Raw genomic sequence first — 14,862 nt, forward strand, 5'->3', positions numbered from 1 at the left:
TCGAGTGGAGGAACGTATGGATATAGACAAGTTTAGTGCGCATGGAGAGGTTCACGCTCATTTTCAAGCAGAGCAAAATATTCTACATATAAACTTAGTAGGTCCGTTTAATCTTGAGTTCATGCAAAAGTATGAGCGTGTGGTTGGCGCACAAAGAAAGAATATTGATACACCGTGTTGGGGAAGCTTAGTAAATGTGCATGGTCTAGCGCTTGCGCCCATGGAGGCTACTAACGCTGGGCAAGAAATTGTTAGTAAAGCCGTAGCATTGGGACTAATCGCCACGGCAGTGGTGCTTCATGAAACAGAAGGTGTGGCAATGCAAAAGAAGTTTTGGTCTCGTGTTTATGAATCTTCAACACTAGCATTCGAATACTTTGACGACACTGCTCAGGCAACACTGTGGTTGAGTGAAAAAGTACTTGCTTGTCTGCAGGCCCACAATGTTAATCAGTTCAATAATGCCAGACGATAGCCATAACAGCCCTAACTAGGCGAATTCGCCCTGTTAAAACTGATCTTTGCTCAGTGCTCCACTCTATCAATTGAATGAAGGCATAACAGGAGGTAGCCATGGTAGGTAGTCAGCATCAATACCGTTTTTTCAACGTCAACAATGTGCTATTCGATATACCAAGCAATGTATACGACGATAGCGTTGTCGACGGGTGGTTTAGGAATATCGCAAGAGAGGGTCAGAAACTTGATAAGTGGGTAATTCTATCTATACCCGATAAAAGTTTAACGATTACACATACTGCCGCATCTCAACTTTGCTCACGACTTCCCTTTCTGCGAACGTATGGATGTTTGGGGTTTCTTTTGCTTGCGAACCATGTAAACGCCAAAATCTTTCAACACAGTCTTCGAGCAACACCCCCCAATTTTGATATACAAGTTAGTGAGTCGATGGAGCAGCTGTGCCGTAATGCGGAGGCGTTGCTTGGTTATGAGGGAGACCTGAACATATTCAATCGTTACAACTAAGTATGGCAAAGCCCCAATTGTGATGGCGCGACAAATATGCGGATTGGTATTAACTGTATGTTGACCTGGATCAAATAATTAGGCCGACAGCTAACGACTAGAAATCGAATTTGATCTGGATCATATCCTCTATCTAACGCCTCTTCTACTATTTACTTAGTTGAAGAGGAGATTACTTATGTTGTGGACTATGATGAAAGACCCCGTAGTATGGGGCTCACTACTCGGTATAGGCATTATTGTAGCGATGATGATGTATTACACTTATTTGTTTATGCACAACAGTGCAGATGAAGACAAATAAGTCACCATGCATGGCTGTCCAGGCGCAAATTAACGCTTGTTGTTTTGAAGCGGTATGTCGATGAGTACCAGTAGTGCTGCTTGTCCACCGTATTCGAGGGGCGCTTGATGAAATGCACGTACGTGTGGGTGCTGAACTAAGTAATGGGGCAGGGCGGCTTTTAGCACGCCCTGACCAAAACCATGCATTACACACACGCAATCTATCAGTTCTTTTCTTGCCGTGTGAATAAGTGCGGCAAGCTCGGCTTTTGCCATCTCTCGGGTAAGGCCATGTAAATCTAAAGTCATTTCTGGCGAGTAGTCGCCACGGCGCAGCTGCTTCAAAATATGCGTAGACTCACCTTCTTGGCAAAAGCGCATGGGTCCTTCTTGCGGCAACGCTGCCTGGTACATATCAGAAAAGTCGAAGCTTGCCGCTAATTGCTTGCTGTGTTTTAGGTGTTTACCTTTTACCTGCTGTGACTTCTTAAATAACTCAACTTGCTTATCAGGCTCAACTTTATCTTGTGATAAAGGCGTCACTCCCTGCATTGCATCGGCAAATGAAAAGGTCTCTTCCTCGGTATTCGTAGACATATTTCCATTACGGGCGCCTTCCTGTCTCGCCTGACTTTTATGGCGATGAGGTTCAGAAAGTTGCTTCTTTAATGCTTTGAGTTCTTTTTTAAAGGTTTTCATCAACAACAGCTTGGGTAAATACACTCGAGTTTAACGATTCAAAACGCCTAAATTATAACGAATAGAAAGATTCGGTACGTAGTTAATTATGTGAATCGGTATGAAGTTTGGGTATGATACCAGCTTTAAAATTTTTGATGTACCCAAACGCCATGACCGATAAGTTTTACCTTGAAGAAGCCATTGAAGATCTGCATACCCTGTTAGATATGACACGATGGGCAACCAGCCGTTTTAACGATGCGGCCTTGTACTTTGGTCATGGTACTGACAATGCATGGGATGAAGCGACAAGCCTAGTTATGCAAGCCTTACATTTGCCTCATCCTATATTGGAGCAAGTTGGGGACAGCGTAATGACGTCTCGCTTAACGAAAAGCGAGCGAGAGAAGATTGCAGAGCTTGTTTTAAAGCGCGTGCAAACTCGCATGCCATTGCCTTATATCACAAACGAAGCCTGGTTCTGCGGTATGCCGTTCTACGTAGACGAGCGAGTGCTCATTCCTCGCTCTCCATTTGCTGAACTTATTCAAAAAGAGTTTGCGCCATTTGTAGAATCTACGCCTAACAGTATTCTTGATATGTGCACGGGCGGCGCGTGTATTGCTATTGCGCTTGCTCATGCATACCCAGAGGCGCAGGTAGATGCCGTTGATATCAGCACAGATGCATTGGAAGTGGCCGATATCAATATTCAGGAGCATGGTCTTAGTCACCGTGTTTATCCCATTCAGTCTAACCTGTTTTCAAGTTTAGAAGGGCAGAAATACGACCTTATCGTGTCTAATCCGCCTTATGTTGACGCAGAGGACATGGCTGACTTGCCTGAAGAGTATCACCACGAGCCTGAGCTTGCCCTTGCCGCAGGTGAAGACGGTCTGGAACTGGTTGATATCATGCTTAAAGAGGCGCCAACTTACCTTAATGACGGTGGCTGGTTATTCGTTGAAGTTGGAAATAGCGAAGTGCACATGAGCGAAAGGTTCCCTGGCTTAGAAGTCATTTGGCTTGAGTTCGAAAATGGCGGTTCAGGTATTTTCGCAATTCAGAAAAACACATTAGTACAGTATTTTAGTAGTAAGGATTAACAGTTAATTATGTCAGGTAACAGCTTCGGAAAACTTTTCACTGTAACCACGTTTGGTGAAAGCCACGGCATTGCAATTGGCGGTGTGGTAGACGGTTGCCCTCCAGGACTTGAGATCACAGAAGAAGATCTTCAGGTTGATTTAGACAGACGTAAGCCCGGCACCTCTCGTTATACTACGGCGCGAAGAGAAGACGATGAAGTACAAATTTTATCTGGCGTATTTGAAGGTAAAACTACTGGCACCAGTATTGGTTTATTGATTAAAAATAAAGATCAGCGAAGCCAAGATTACGGCAATATCAAGGACCGCTTTCGTCCAGGCCACGCTGACTATACCTACGATCAAAAGTACGGAAGCCGTGACTACCGCGGTGGTGGGCGTTCGTCTGCACGTGAAACGGCTATTCGCGTAGCTGCAGGTGGTATTGCGAAAAAGTACCTTAAAGAAGTGCACGGTATTGAGGTATTAGGCTATTTGTCTCAGCTTGGGCCGGTAACGGTAGATAAGGTTGATCACAATGTAACCAACACTAACCCGTTTTTCTGCCCTGATGAGTCTAAGCTTGACGCGCTGGACGAGTACATGCGAGACCTTAAAAAGTCAGGCGACAGCATTGGCGCGAAAGTATCGGTTGTTGCGAAGAATGTGCCTGTAGGCCTAGGCGAGCCTGTTTTCGATAGGCTAGATGCTGAAATCGCCCACGCCATGATGGGAATTAACGCAGTGAAAGGCGTGGAAATTGGTGATGGTTTTGATGTTATTAATCAAAAAGGCAGTGAACACCGCGATACGCTTACTCCCGAAGGATTCACATCTAATCATGCAGGTGGCGTGCTAGGCGGCATCTCTACCGGTCAGGATATTGAAGTACACATGGCGCTTAAGCCGACCTCAAGTATTTCGGTTCCCGGTAAAACTATCAATAAAGACAATGAGGAAATCGATATCGTCACCAAAGGTCGTCACGACCCGTGTGTGGGTATCCGTGCTGTACCTATTGCCGAAGCCATGCTGGCGCTGGTATTGATGGATCATCTGCTGCGCCACCGCGCGCAAAATGCCGGTGTGCAGTCGACCACGAAACCAATTGCGGGTCAGGCATAGCTGTTTTTTAAATCGCAAGACCGCAATGCCAAGACTGCGACGTTAACGCGGATTAAAGATACACGCTGCATGAGCGCATGTTGCGCTAATTAATTTTATCATTCGCCACTGCCGGTTCTGCGCTAGTGGCGTTTTTGCATATGGAGATGTGAATTGTCACCAAATGGCCTAAACGATGCCAACAATACTGCGGCGAGCCCAGCAAGCAGCAAAACCGGCCTCTTTATTCTTGCTATCACCTACTGGCTTTACTTCGGTCAGCTTGGCGTGCTTGTGCCTTATTTAGGTATCTTCCTTGATGGGCGGGGATTTTCCTCTGCCGAAATCGGTGAACTTTTTGCTGTTATAACGCTAGCGCGTATTTTAGGGCCAGGCCTGTGGGCTGGCGTGGCCGATAAAACGGGTAATGCCATTGGCGTAATGCGTTTAGGCTGCTTGCTCACCGTACTAACTTTCAGTTCGGTGTTTTACTTCACCAGTTTTTGGGGGCTTACGTTGGCTTTCGGGTTGATGATGATGTTCTGGACAGCGGTGTTGCCTCAACTTGAAGTTATCACGATGAACACGGTGGCGAAAACCAATGCCACGTATGGGCAGGTAAGGCTATGGGGGAGCGTTGGCTTTATTTGTTTGACGGTAGGTGTGGGTAAAGCCCTAGATATTTTTTCTACCGACACGCCAGTGCACGCCAGTATTGGCGTACTCGCGTTACTGTTCATCAGTACCTTGTTCATACGTGCGCCCAAAGAAGCTGCACCTGAAACGTCTACGGCGGGAAGTATTTGGAAATACGCCAAACAAAAACCTTTCGCCATCTTTATATTCGCTTCAGCGTGCTTGCAAATTAGCTTTGGTGCGTATTACGGATTTTTCGCACTTTACATGCGCGACCTTGATTACAGCGGCCAACAAACTGGCATCTTTATCGCGCTTGGGGTACTTGCCGAGGTGGGGATATTTCTTATTGCCCGCCGTCTGATTAGCCAGTTTGGCGTGTGGAATTTATTGTTTGTGAGCATCGCACTGACAGGGCTTCGCTGGTATGTCATGGCGGCATTCGCTGATACCTTTATGGTGATTGTGTTGAGTCAGCTTATTCATGCGTTAAGCTTTGGTTTAACGCATGCAGTATCGGTGCATTTTATCCACCAGTTCCTGCCGAAGGCGTATCAAAGCCGAGGGCAAGCGGTATACATCAGTATAGCGTTTGGATTAGGTGGCGCATTTGGAAACTACTTGGCAGGGCAGCAGTGGCAGCAAGGCACTAACGCCTATGAGACGTTCGTTACCGCAGCCGTTTTTGCAGCAATAGGCGCACTGTCATTGTTACTGTGTTCCAGAAAAGAAATGGAAAGTGCAAAGGCGGCTTAAAATCTTGTTCTGAGGGCTGACCGCAGGCTTACGCCTGCGGTGCACGTTTACACTCTGATATCACGTCAATACCATCATCACCATTGTCTTGCTCTAAACGTACATCAAATTTCCACAGCCTGTGCAGGTGGCGCATAACTTCATCTTTTGAATCGCCTAGCGGAATTCCTCGTTGAGGAATATAGCGAAGAGTAAGCGAACGATCGCCCCTCACATCAACGTTATGTACCTGAATGTTGGGTTCTAAATTACTCAAATTGTATTGAGCAGACAGCTTCTCTTTAATAATTTGATAACCCATTTCGTCATGAATAGCGCTCACCGCAATAAAGGGCTTGGTGGTGTCATCTTCAAGGGCGAATAACTTAAAGTCGCGAATAACTTTAGGCGATAAAAACTGACTGATAAAACTTTCGTCTTTAAAGTTTTCCATGGCGAAATGCACGGTCTCAAGCCAGTCTTTTCCTGCGATACTTGGAAGATATTTATAGTCTTCTTCAGTGGGGGACTGACATACCCGTTTAATATCCATGAACATGGAAAAGCCTAACGCATACGGATTGATGCCAGAGTAATAAGGGCTGTTGTACTCTGGCTGCATTACGACGCTTGAATGACTGTGCAAAAACTCCATCATGAAGCGGTCGCTGACCAAACCCTCGTCATACATCTCATTTAGAATGTGATAGTGCCAAAAACAGGCCCATCCTTCATTCATTACTTGGGTTTGTTTTTGCGGATAAAAATACTGCGAAACTTTCCGTACAATACGCACAATTTCACGTTGCCAAGGTTCAAGTAAAGGTGCGTTTTTTTCAATAAAATAAAGCAGGTTTTCTTGCGGTTCTTGTGGAAAACGAATTTTTTCTTTGTGTTTGCTATGCGGGCTATTTGGCAGGGTGCGCCAAAGCTCGTTCACTTGCGATTGCAGGTAGGCCTCGCGCTCTTCTTGTCTGTTTTTCTCTTCTTGTAACGAAATTTTCTGCGGGCGTTTGTATCGGTCAACGCCGTAATTCATTAGCGCGTGGCACGAGTCGAGCATATTTTCGACTTCATCAAATCCATATTTTTGTTCGCATTTAGCAATGTAGTTTTTAGCAAAGACCAGGTAGTCGATGATAGAGCTGGCATCGGTCCAGGTTTTAAATAAGTAGTTGCCTTTGAAGAATGAGTTGTGACCGTAGCAAGCATGAGCCATAACGAGCGCTTGCATGGTAATGGTGTTCTCTTCCATTAAATACGCAATGCAGGGGTCAGAGTTAATGACGATTTCGTAAGCCAGCCCCATTTGTCCACGACGGTATTGTTGCTCAGTTTGAATAAACTTTTTGCCAAAGCTCCAGTGCGTGTAGTTAAGCGGCATGCCGATGCTGGCGTAGGCATCCATCATCTGCTCTGCGGTGATCACCTCAATTTGATTGGGATAGGTGTCTAACTTAAATTTTTTGGCGATGCGATCGATATGTTGCTCATACTCTTCGATAAGTGGAAACGTCCAGTCGGGCCCATCGCTTAATAAGTGGCGTTTTGATGTTTCTGGCTTGCTGCTTTCTTTTGCCATAGCGTCGGTTGTCATATTAGGCTCCTTGCTGCGCATCTTGTTCAGAGCGTTTGAATAGCTCTCTGAACACAGGATAGATGTCGGCCTGTGTTTGTATGTGCTTACATACAAAGTTGTCGTGAGTGGCGGCCACTTTCTCGTATTCTCGCCACAAACTTTGGTGCTGCCTCTCGGTTATTTCAATATAGGCATAGTAACGGGTTGCGGGTAGCAGTTTAGCGGTAAGCAAGTCACGACACTGCGGCGAGTCATCAGCCCAATTATCGCCATCTGACGCTTGTGCTGCATAGATATTCCAATTTCCATCGCTGTAGCGCTCGCGAACGACTTCATCCATTAGCTTCAATGCACTTGAAACAATAGTGCCGCCGGTTTCTTGAGAGTAGAAAAACTCGTGCTCGTCTACTTCTTTCGCTTGCGTGTGATGACGAATGTACACCACGTCTACGTTTTCGTAGGTTCGCGTCAAAAAGAGATACAGCAAGATATAAAACCGTTTAGCCATATCTTTGGTGGCTTGGTCCATAGAGCCAGATACATCCATTAAACAAAACATTACGGCTTTGCTTGAGGGAAGCGGGCGTTTGTCATAGTTCTTAAAGCGCAAATCGAAAGTATCAATAAAAGGCACTCGGGCTATTTTGGCTTTAAGTGCTTCAATTTCTTCTTTTAATGCATTTATGGCTAACGTATTGTCGTGCTTGTCTTCTACAAGCAGGGCAAGTTTTTTTTCAAGTTCTCTTAGTTTCTTTCTATCACTTCCGCTTAAGGCAATACGCCTTGCCACAGAGCCTTTGAGTGAGCGAACAATATCTAAATTACTTGGCACGCCATCGGTCTGATAACCTGCGCGATAAGTTTCGTATTGGGTGACTTTATCGAATTGATTTTTCTTTAGGTTGGGAAGCGCTAAATCTTCAAAAAGTAGGTCTAAATATTCGTCTTTGGATATAGAAAATACGAACTCATCTTGGCCTTCGCCTTCATTGCTAGCGTCGCCTTCGCCTGCGCCCTTGCCACCGCCACCTGGCGGTCTATCAATTTTATCACCCGCTGTGAACTGGTCGTTGCCGGGGTGGACAATATCTCTGCTGCCGCCGCGGCCGGTATGAAAAATAGGTTCAGAGATATCTCTGGCTGGAATGCTAATTTGCTCGCCAGAATCTAAATCGGTAACAGAACGTTTACCCACTGCATCAGAAACAGCGCGCTTTATCTGCTGTTTGTAACGCTTAATAAAGCGCTGGCGGTTTACCGTACTCTTACCTTTGCTGTTTAACCTTCGGTCAATAAAATGCGCCATACACACCTGCTTGTCTTGTTGTGAACTACAAATACCCGTGCTGAAGCACGCATTACACGCGCTTCAGCACCACATGCGTATAGCGCTAAGACGCTTTACGTACGCGCAGGTACCATTCACACAGCAACCGAACTTGTTTTTGCGTATATCCCTTCTCGGTCATACGATTTACAAAGTCGTCGTGTTTTTTCTGCTCCTCTGCAGAACCTTTGGTGTTGAAAGAAATAACCGGCAGTAAGTCTTCCGTGTTAGAGAACATTTTCTTCTCAATCACGGTGCGAAGTTTCTCGTAACTGGTCCATGCTGGGTTTTTGCCGCCGTTATTTGCACGGGCTCTCAAAACAAAGTTAACGATTTCGTTACGGAAGTCTTTCGGATTACTTATTCCCGCAGGCTTCTCTGTTTTTTCTAACTCAGCATTCAGTGACGCTCTGTCGAACAGCTGTCCGGTTTCTGGGTCGCGATACTCTTGGTCTTGGATCCAGAAATCAGCATAGGTTACATAGCGGTCAAACAGGTTTTGCCCATATTCAGAATACGATTCTAAGTAAGCCGTTTGAATCTCTTTACCAATGAATTCAACGTAGCGAGGAATGAGGTAGCCTTTCAAAAACTCCAAATACTTATCAGCGGTTTCTTGAGGGAACTGCTCCCGTTCAATTTGACGCTCCAGTACATAAAACAAATGGACTGGGTTTGCCGCCACTTCTTGGTGATCGAAGTTAAAAACCCGAGAGAGAATCTTAAATGCAAAGCGGGTGGATAACCCCTCCATGCCTTCATCGACACCGGCGTAGTCGCGGTACTCTTGATAAGACTTGGCTTTCGGATCGGTGTCTTTCAGGCTCTCGCCATCATACACGCGCATTTTAGAAAATAGACTGGAGTTCTCTGGCTCTTTCAAGCGCGATAACACAGTAAACTGCGCTAAACACTCTAGCGTGTCTGGCGCACAGGGCGCGCCGTTAAGCTCGCTGCTGTCTAGTAACTTTTTGTAGATCTTAATTTCTTCACGTACTCGCAAACAGTACGGTACTTTTACTATATAGACACGGTCTAGGAAGGCTTCGTTATTCTTATTGTTTCTAAACGATTGCCACTCAGATTCGTTTGAATGCGCAAGTATAAGCCCATCGAAGGGAAGGGCAGAGAAGCCCTCTGTTGGGTTGTAGTTACCCTCTTGTGTTGCGGTTAATAGTGGATGCAGCACTTTAATCGGTGCTTTGAACATCTCCACAAATTCCATTAAGCCCTGATTGGCCTTACATAGTGAACCTGAATAACTGTAAGCATCAGGGTCGTTTTGTGCATATTGTTCTAAGCGGCGAATATCAACTTTACCCACCAAAGATGAAATATCTTGGTTGTTTTCATCACCGGGTTCGGTTTTAGCGATACCCACCTGATCGAGTACTGAAGGGTAAACCCGAACCACCTTGAACTGGGTAATATCGCCATTGAATTCATGCAGGCGTTTGCGTGCCCACGGCGACATAATGGTTTTTAAGTAGCGCTTAGGAATGCCGTACTCTTTTTGTAAAATGTCGCCATCTTCTTTGACATCAAACAGACAGAATGGATGGTCGTTAACAGGCGAGCCTTTCAGCATGTAAATAGGTACGTGCTGCATCAGTTCTTTAAGTCTCTCTGCCAGAGACGATTTACCGCCACCCACTGGGCCGAGCAAATAGAGAATTTGTTTCTTCTCTTCAAGACCTTGTGCGGCGTGTTTAAGGTAAGAAACGATTTGTTCTATGGCCTCTTCCATGCCATAGAATTCTGAAAAAGCTGGATAACGAGAAATAACGCGGTTTGAGAAAATGCGGCTAAGTGCCGGGTCGTTGGCAGTGTCGATTAATTCAGGCTCACCAATAGCTTGTAGCAAACGTTCTGCTGCATTTGCATAAGCGGTTTGATCCTCTTTACAAATTTCAAGGAACTCCCCAATGGTGAACTCTTCCTGTTTTCGCTCTTCATAGCGACTTTGATAGTGTTCAAAAATACCCATGAATACCCCTTAAATACGGAACCCCGTAATTTCAGCTTAGTAGGTATTTGGGAAAACGATAGTAATTATTGTGTATAGTTTTTAATCTTTTCGTCTAATGAAAAATGCAACTTTAATAAGAATTTAGTGTCACTTAATGAACAATAGTGCATAAAAAAGCCCCGCTTGGAAGCGGGGCTTTTTACAACTGATACTTTATGCTGTTAAGAGCGCAAGGCGCTTAACGCTTCAGTCTTTGGCTTATGCAAAGTTGCTGCTTGCGAATTCCCAGTTAACCAGCGCCCAGAAGTTTTCTAGGTACTTAGGACGCGCATTGCGGTAGTCGATGTAGTAAGCGTGTTCCCAAAGGTCAACAGTAAGCACTGGCGTAAGGTCGTCGCCAGAAATAGGCGTTTGCGCGTTGCTTGTGTTAACGATATCTAGGCTGCCGTCTGCAGTTTTAACTAACCACGTCCAGCTTGAACCGAAGTTGTTAACCGCTTTATCGTTAAATGCTGCTTGGAAGTCTGCGAATGAGCCCCACTTCGCGTTGATAGCTTCTGCTAGCGCGCCTGTTGGCTCACCGCCGCCATTCGGGCTTAGACAGTGCCAGTAGAACGTGTGGTTCCATACCTGCGCTGCGTTATTGAAAACACCGCCGTCAGAAGATTTGATGATTTCTTCTAGGCTTTTGTTTTCCATGTCAGTACCTTCAACTAGGCCGTTAAGCTTAGTTACATAAGTAGCGTGGTGCTTGCCATAGTGGTACTCAAGCGTTTCAGCAGAAATATGCGGTTCTAGTGCATTTTGTTCGTATGGTAATGCTGGTAATTCAAAAGCCATGACGGTCTCCATGTTGGTTTAGTATTGTAGTCTAAAGCCCACTTATCTTCGCCTGTTCAATAAGTGCATATCAATTCTATGCTCAATATACTGCTTTAGACGCTAAAGCATATCCCAAATGTGGGGATAAAGTCCTATAACTCAATGACAAAAATGTGAATTTTTTTTCAAAAGTTAAAATGTGACACTAATTTGTATTGCAATGTATGGGTAGATAACGATCCAGAGGTTGAAAAGATCAATTCAGCTATGGGTAATTAAACATAAAATTATGATACCCTTTCCCTTGATAAATCATTCATGCATTCCCATCTAACTGGGAATACACTTTTGTGCTCAGAGGAATCAAATGGATAATACTGAAAATCAATCAACGCTAGATAGAATTAAGCAGCAAATCGAAGAAAACCCAATTTTGTTGTATATGAAGGGTTCTCCTAAACTACCTAGCTGTGGCTTTTCTTCACAAGCATCGCAAGCGTTGATGTCATGTGGCGAACCATTTGCTTATGTAGATATTCTTCAAAACCCAGACATCCGCGCAGAACTACCAAAATATGCAAACTGGCCGACATTCCCGCAACTATGGGTTGAAGGTGAGCTTGTAGGCGGTTGCGATATCATTATTGAAATGTTCCAACAAAACGAGCTTCAACCGCTCATTAAAGAAACGGCTGAAAAGTACAAAGAAGCAGAGTAAATCTTGTTTCCATGTACAAACCTTTAGGTTTGTAAAAAACGATTTAAAAGCCGGCTTATAGTCGGCTTTTTTTATTAAATCCCGCCAAAAATCCCGTACTTTTATTCCCGTAAAAGTTATATAGACAGGTCAGAAATTAAAATCCTCTACGGTGTGAAAAAATATTTTTATTTTGTCGAAAAAGGTTTGTTTTTTAACATCTTGCGTTCTATAAAAAACGTCATCTGACCGCAAATGAGTCAGTGTTGAAGGTAAAAAATAACAACTACTCTGAGCATTTTTTAATGTGTTTAAAACGCTGAAGGTGTCTTAGAGAAACTCCGGGAAACCACCATGAATACAACCTTGTCTTTATTGACCAAAAACGTGCGTGGCGTATTAGCTGCATCAGCTGCGTTTTCAGTAATGGCCGCTGCACCTGTTTATGCGCAAGAAGCTGAAGAGAGTGCTAAGGCCGAAGATTTTGAACAAATTGCGGTAGTTGGTTCACGTGCAGCGCCTCGCTCGGTCGCTGACTCAGCGGTGCCAATTGATATTATTTCTGACGAAGAGTTTAAGCAGCAGGGTGCCACTGATATGGTATCTATGATGCAGACTGTTGTTCCGTCTTTTAACGTAAACGACCAGCCGATCAACGATGCTTCAACGCTTGTTCGTCCTGCTAACCTTCGCGGTATGGCATCAGACCACACGCTTGTGCTTGTAAATGGTAAACGTCGTCACCGTTCTGCGGTTATCACTTTCCTTGGTGGTGGTCTTTCTGACGGTGCACAAGGTCCTGATATTTCTGTTATCCCTGCAGCGGCATTAAAGCAGGTGGAAGTACTTCGTGATGGTGCAGCAGCACAATACGGTTCTGATGCGATTGCGGGTGTAATTAACTTCGTACTTAACGATGCATCAGAAGGCGGTTCGTTTGAAGCCCGTTACGGCTCTTACTACGAAGGCGACGGCGACATGATTCAAATGTCGGGTAACGTAGGTCTTCCTCTATCTGATAAAGGCTTTATTAACCTTTCAGCTGAATACCGCACTGCAGATGACACATCTCGAAGTGTACAGCGTGCCGACGCAGCTGCATTGATAGCGGCAGGGAACACCTTTGTAGCAGATCCTGCGCAAATTTGGGGCTCACCTGAGATCAAACACGACATCAAACTTTTCGCTAATGCAGGTATAGAGCTTTCTGATACCTCAGAAGCTTATATGTTTGGTAACTACGCCGAGCGTGAGGTTGAAGGTGGTTTCTACTTCCGTAACCCACACAATCGTGGTGGTGTGAACGATGGCGGTACAAATGACGATGGCGAGCAACTACTGCTTGTTGGTGATTTAACCGGTGATATGTCAGGTAACTGTCCAACCGACATCGTAGTTGGTGATAACGTACTAGAGAACCCGCGTTATATTAACGAAGTTCAGAACAACCCTGACTGTTGGGCGTTCAACGAAATGCTGCCAGGTGGTTTCACGCCTCGTTTCGGTGGTACGGTTACAGATATGTCGCTTGTCTTTGGTACGAAAGGCGAACTTGACCACGATATTACTTATGACGTGAGCTTGAACCTTGGCCAAAACGAAGTTGACTTTGCTATTAGCAACACCATCAACCCGTCTTTAGGTCCAGAAACACCTACAGAATTTAGCCCAGGTCGCTATACGCAGTCTGAGCAAACCCTTGATATTGATTTCACTAAGCCGTTCGATGTTGGTTTATATGAACCACTATTCGTGGCAACTGGTTTCCAATATCGCAACGAAAGTTATGAGAGCTTTGCAGGTGATACTGCCTCTTATGAAATAGGTCCGCTGGCGACACAAGGCTTTGGCATTGGCTCAAATGGTTTCCCTGGCTTGGCGGCCAATAGCCAAGGTCGTGTGTCCCGCAACAACATCGCACTGTACATTGACGCAGAAGCGTATATCACTGAAAACTTCATGTTAGCCGGTGCGCTACGTTATGAAGACTTCTCTGATTTCGGTGACACAACGAAAGGTAAGATTGCTTTCCGTTGGCAAGCACTTGAGAACATCGCTTTCCGTGGTGCGTTCTCAACAGGCTTTAAAGCACCTACCCTTGGTCAAAGCAACGTGCGTAACGTAACTACCGCGTTTGGTACAGGTGGTGAACTTATTGACCGTGCAACACTGCCTCCGACAGATCCAGTGTCTCAACTTAAAGGTGGTGAGCAGTTAACGCCTGAAGAGTCAGAAAGTATCACGTTTGGTGTGGTAGCCGATTTCGATAATGGTCTATTCATTACCGCAGACTACTACAACATCGAACTGACTGACCGTATCAGTACTGCCTCTGGTATTGCGCTGACTGAAGAAGACATTGCCACGCTGCTTGAGCAAGGTATTAACGATGCGTCTAGCTTCTCTGAAATCAGCTTCTTTACTAACGACTTCGACACCACCACCGAAGGTGTAGACGTAGTAGCGAACTATTCGATGGATATGATGGGCGGTGAAACTAAGTTCTCACTTGCATATAACTGGACTTCTACAGAAGTTGACCGCGCGTCGGACAATATCTCTGATTTCCGTATTCGCATGCTAGAAGATAACCTTCCAGCGGTACGTTACAGTGCAACAGCTAACCACACTAATGGCGACTGGCGCTTCCTTGCGAGAATGAACTACTACGGTAGCATCTTCGAAGATCACCTAGACTCTGCATTGCCGATTGACAAAGTAGGTTCTGAAATTACGTTCGACTTTGAAGTGGCATATAACTTCACTGAAGATTTCACAGTAACTGTTGGTGCTAAGAACGCGTTTGATGAATACCCTGACGAAAACAATACTGATGCAGGTGGTATCACCTACGCACAGATTGCCGGTTCAGCGTATCCGACAACATCTCCAATTGGTATTAACGGTGGCTTCTACTACCTAAGAGGTGTTTACACTTTTTAATAGGTAAGC

Annotated in this window: 13 protein-coding genes; 8 read left to right on the plus strand and 5 right to left on the minus strand. The window is 45.1% G+C overall.

Annotated elements, in window-relative coordinates:
* Positions 1 to 16 precede the first annotated feature (16 nt).
* From QME20_RS07960 to QME20_RS07970, 3 genes are all read left to right on the plus strand, one after another.
* Positions 17 to 475 (plus strand): hypothetical protein, encoded by a 459-nt coding sequence (locus QME20_RS07960; protein ID WP_049585818.1) that lies wholly within the window; start codon positions 17 to 19, stop codon positions 473 to 475.
* A 98-nt stretch (positions 476 to 573) separates the two neighbouring features.
* Positions 574 to 987 (plus strand): hypothetical protein, encoded by a 414-nt coding sequence (locus QME20_RS07965; protein ID WP_156078075.1) that lies wholly within the window; start codon positions 574 to 576, stop codon positions 985 to 987.
* Between the two features lie 178 nt (positions 988 to 1,165).
* Positions 1,166 to 1,291 (plus strand): hypothetical protein, encoded by a 126-nt coding sequence (locus QME20_RS07970; RefSeq protein ID WP_012517787.1) that lies wholly within the window; start codon positions 1,166 to 1,168, stop codon positions 1,289 to 1,291.
* A 29-nt stretch (positions 1,292 to 1,320) separates the two neighbouring features.
* Here QME20_RS07970 and smrB read toward each other — a convergent pair whose 3' ends face one another.
* Entirely contained in the window at positions 1,321 to 1,971 is a 651-nt protein-coding gene (gene smrB / locus QME20_RS07975; protein WP_014948757.1) for an endonuclease SmrB, read from the minus strand.
* Between the two features lie 152 nt (positions 1,972 to 2,123).
* On the opposite strand from smrB, the gene prmB reads away from it, so the two are divergent.
* The 3 genes from prmB to QME20_RS07990 all read left to right on the plus strand — a co-directional run bounded on the left by prmB (position 2,124) and on the right by QME20_RS07990 (position 5,537).
* Entirely contained in the window at positions 2,124 to 3,059 is a 936-nt protein-coding gene (gene prmB / locus QME20_RS07980; RefSeq protein ID WP_061094557.1) for a 50S ribosomal protein L3 N(5)-glutamine methyltransferase, read from the plus strand.
* A 9-nt stretch (positions 3,060 to 3,068) separates the two neighbouring features.
* On the plus strand, positions 3,069 to 4,166 hold the full coding sequence (gene aroC / locus QME20_RS07985; RefSeq protein ID WP_156078076.1) for a chorismate synthase: 1,098 nt from the start codon (positions 3,069 to 3,071) through the stop codon (positions 4,164 to 4,166).
* Between the two features lie 153 nt (positions 4,167 to 4,319).
* On the plus strand, positions 4,320 to 5,537 hold the full coding sequence (locus QME20_RS07990; protein WP_202285452.1) for an MFS transporter: 1,218 nt from the start codon (positions 4,320 to 4,322) through the stop codon (positions 5,535 to 5,537).
* Between the two features lie 28 nt (positions 5,538 to 5,565).
* Here the strand turns inward: QME20_RS07990 and QME20_RS07995 are convergent, their stop codons facing one another.
* The 4 genes from QME20_RS07995 to sodB all read right to left on the minus strand — a co-directional run bounded on the left by QME20_RS07995 (position 5,566) and on the right by sodB (position 11,231).
* Positions 5,566 to 7,113, minus strand: a complete 1,548-nt coding sequence (locus QME20_RS07995) for a SpoVR family protein (protein WP_281715739.1) — start codon at positions 7,111 to 7,113, stop codon at positions 5,566 to 5,568.
* Position 7,114: 1 nt separating this feature from the next.
* A complete protein-coding gene (locus QME20_RS08000) occupies positions 7,115 to 8,401 on the minus strand; it encodes a YeaH/YhbH family protein (RefSeq protein ID WP_281715740.1) in 1,287 nt (428 codons plus the stop codon).
* Positions 8,402 to 8,486: 85 nt separating this feature from the next.
* Complete coding sequence (locus tag QME20_RS08005; RefSeq protein WP_014975982.1) at positions 8,487 to 10,409, minus strand: PrkA family serine protein kinase; 1,923 nt, start codon at positions 10,407 to 10,409, stop codon at positions 8,487 to 8,489.
* Positions 10,410 to 10,649: 240 nt separating this feature from the next.
* Positions 10,650 to 11,231, minus strand: a complete 582-nt coding sequence (gene sodB / locus QME20_RS08010) for a superoxide dismutase [Fe] (protein WP_014948764.1) — start codon at positions 11,229 to 11,231, stop codon at positions 10,650 to 10,652.
* 349 nt (positions 11,232 to 11,580) lie between these two features.
* On the opposite strand from sodB, the gene QME20_RS08015 reads away from it, so the two are divergent.
* Together QME20_RS08015 and QME20_RS08020 are read left to right on the plus strand one after the other, a co-directional pair.
* A complete protein-coding gene (locus QME20_RS08015; protein WP_281715741.1) occupies positions 11,581 to 11,931 on the plus strand; it encodes a Grx4 family monothiol glutaredoxin in 351 nt (116 codons plus the stop codon).
* A 333-nt stretch (positions 11,932 to 12,264) separates the two neighbouring features.
* A complete protein-coding gene (locus tag QME20_RS08020; protein ID WP_281715742.1) occupies positions 12,265 to 14,853 on the plus strand; it encodes a TonB-dependent receptor in 2,589 nt (862 codons plus the stop codon).
* Positions 14,854 to 14,862 lie beyond the last annotated feature (9 nt).

It is taken from the genome of Alteromonas sp. CyTr2 (assembly GCF_947311905.1).
Taxonomy (GTDB): Bacteria; Pseudomonadota; Gammaproteobacteria; order Enterobacterales; family Alteromonadaceae; genus Alteromonas; species Alteromonas macleodii.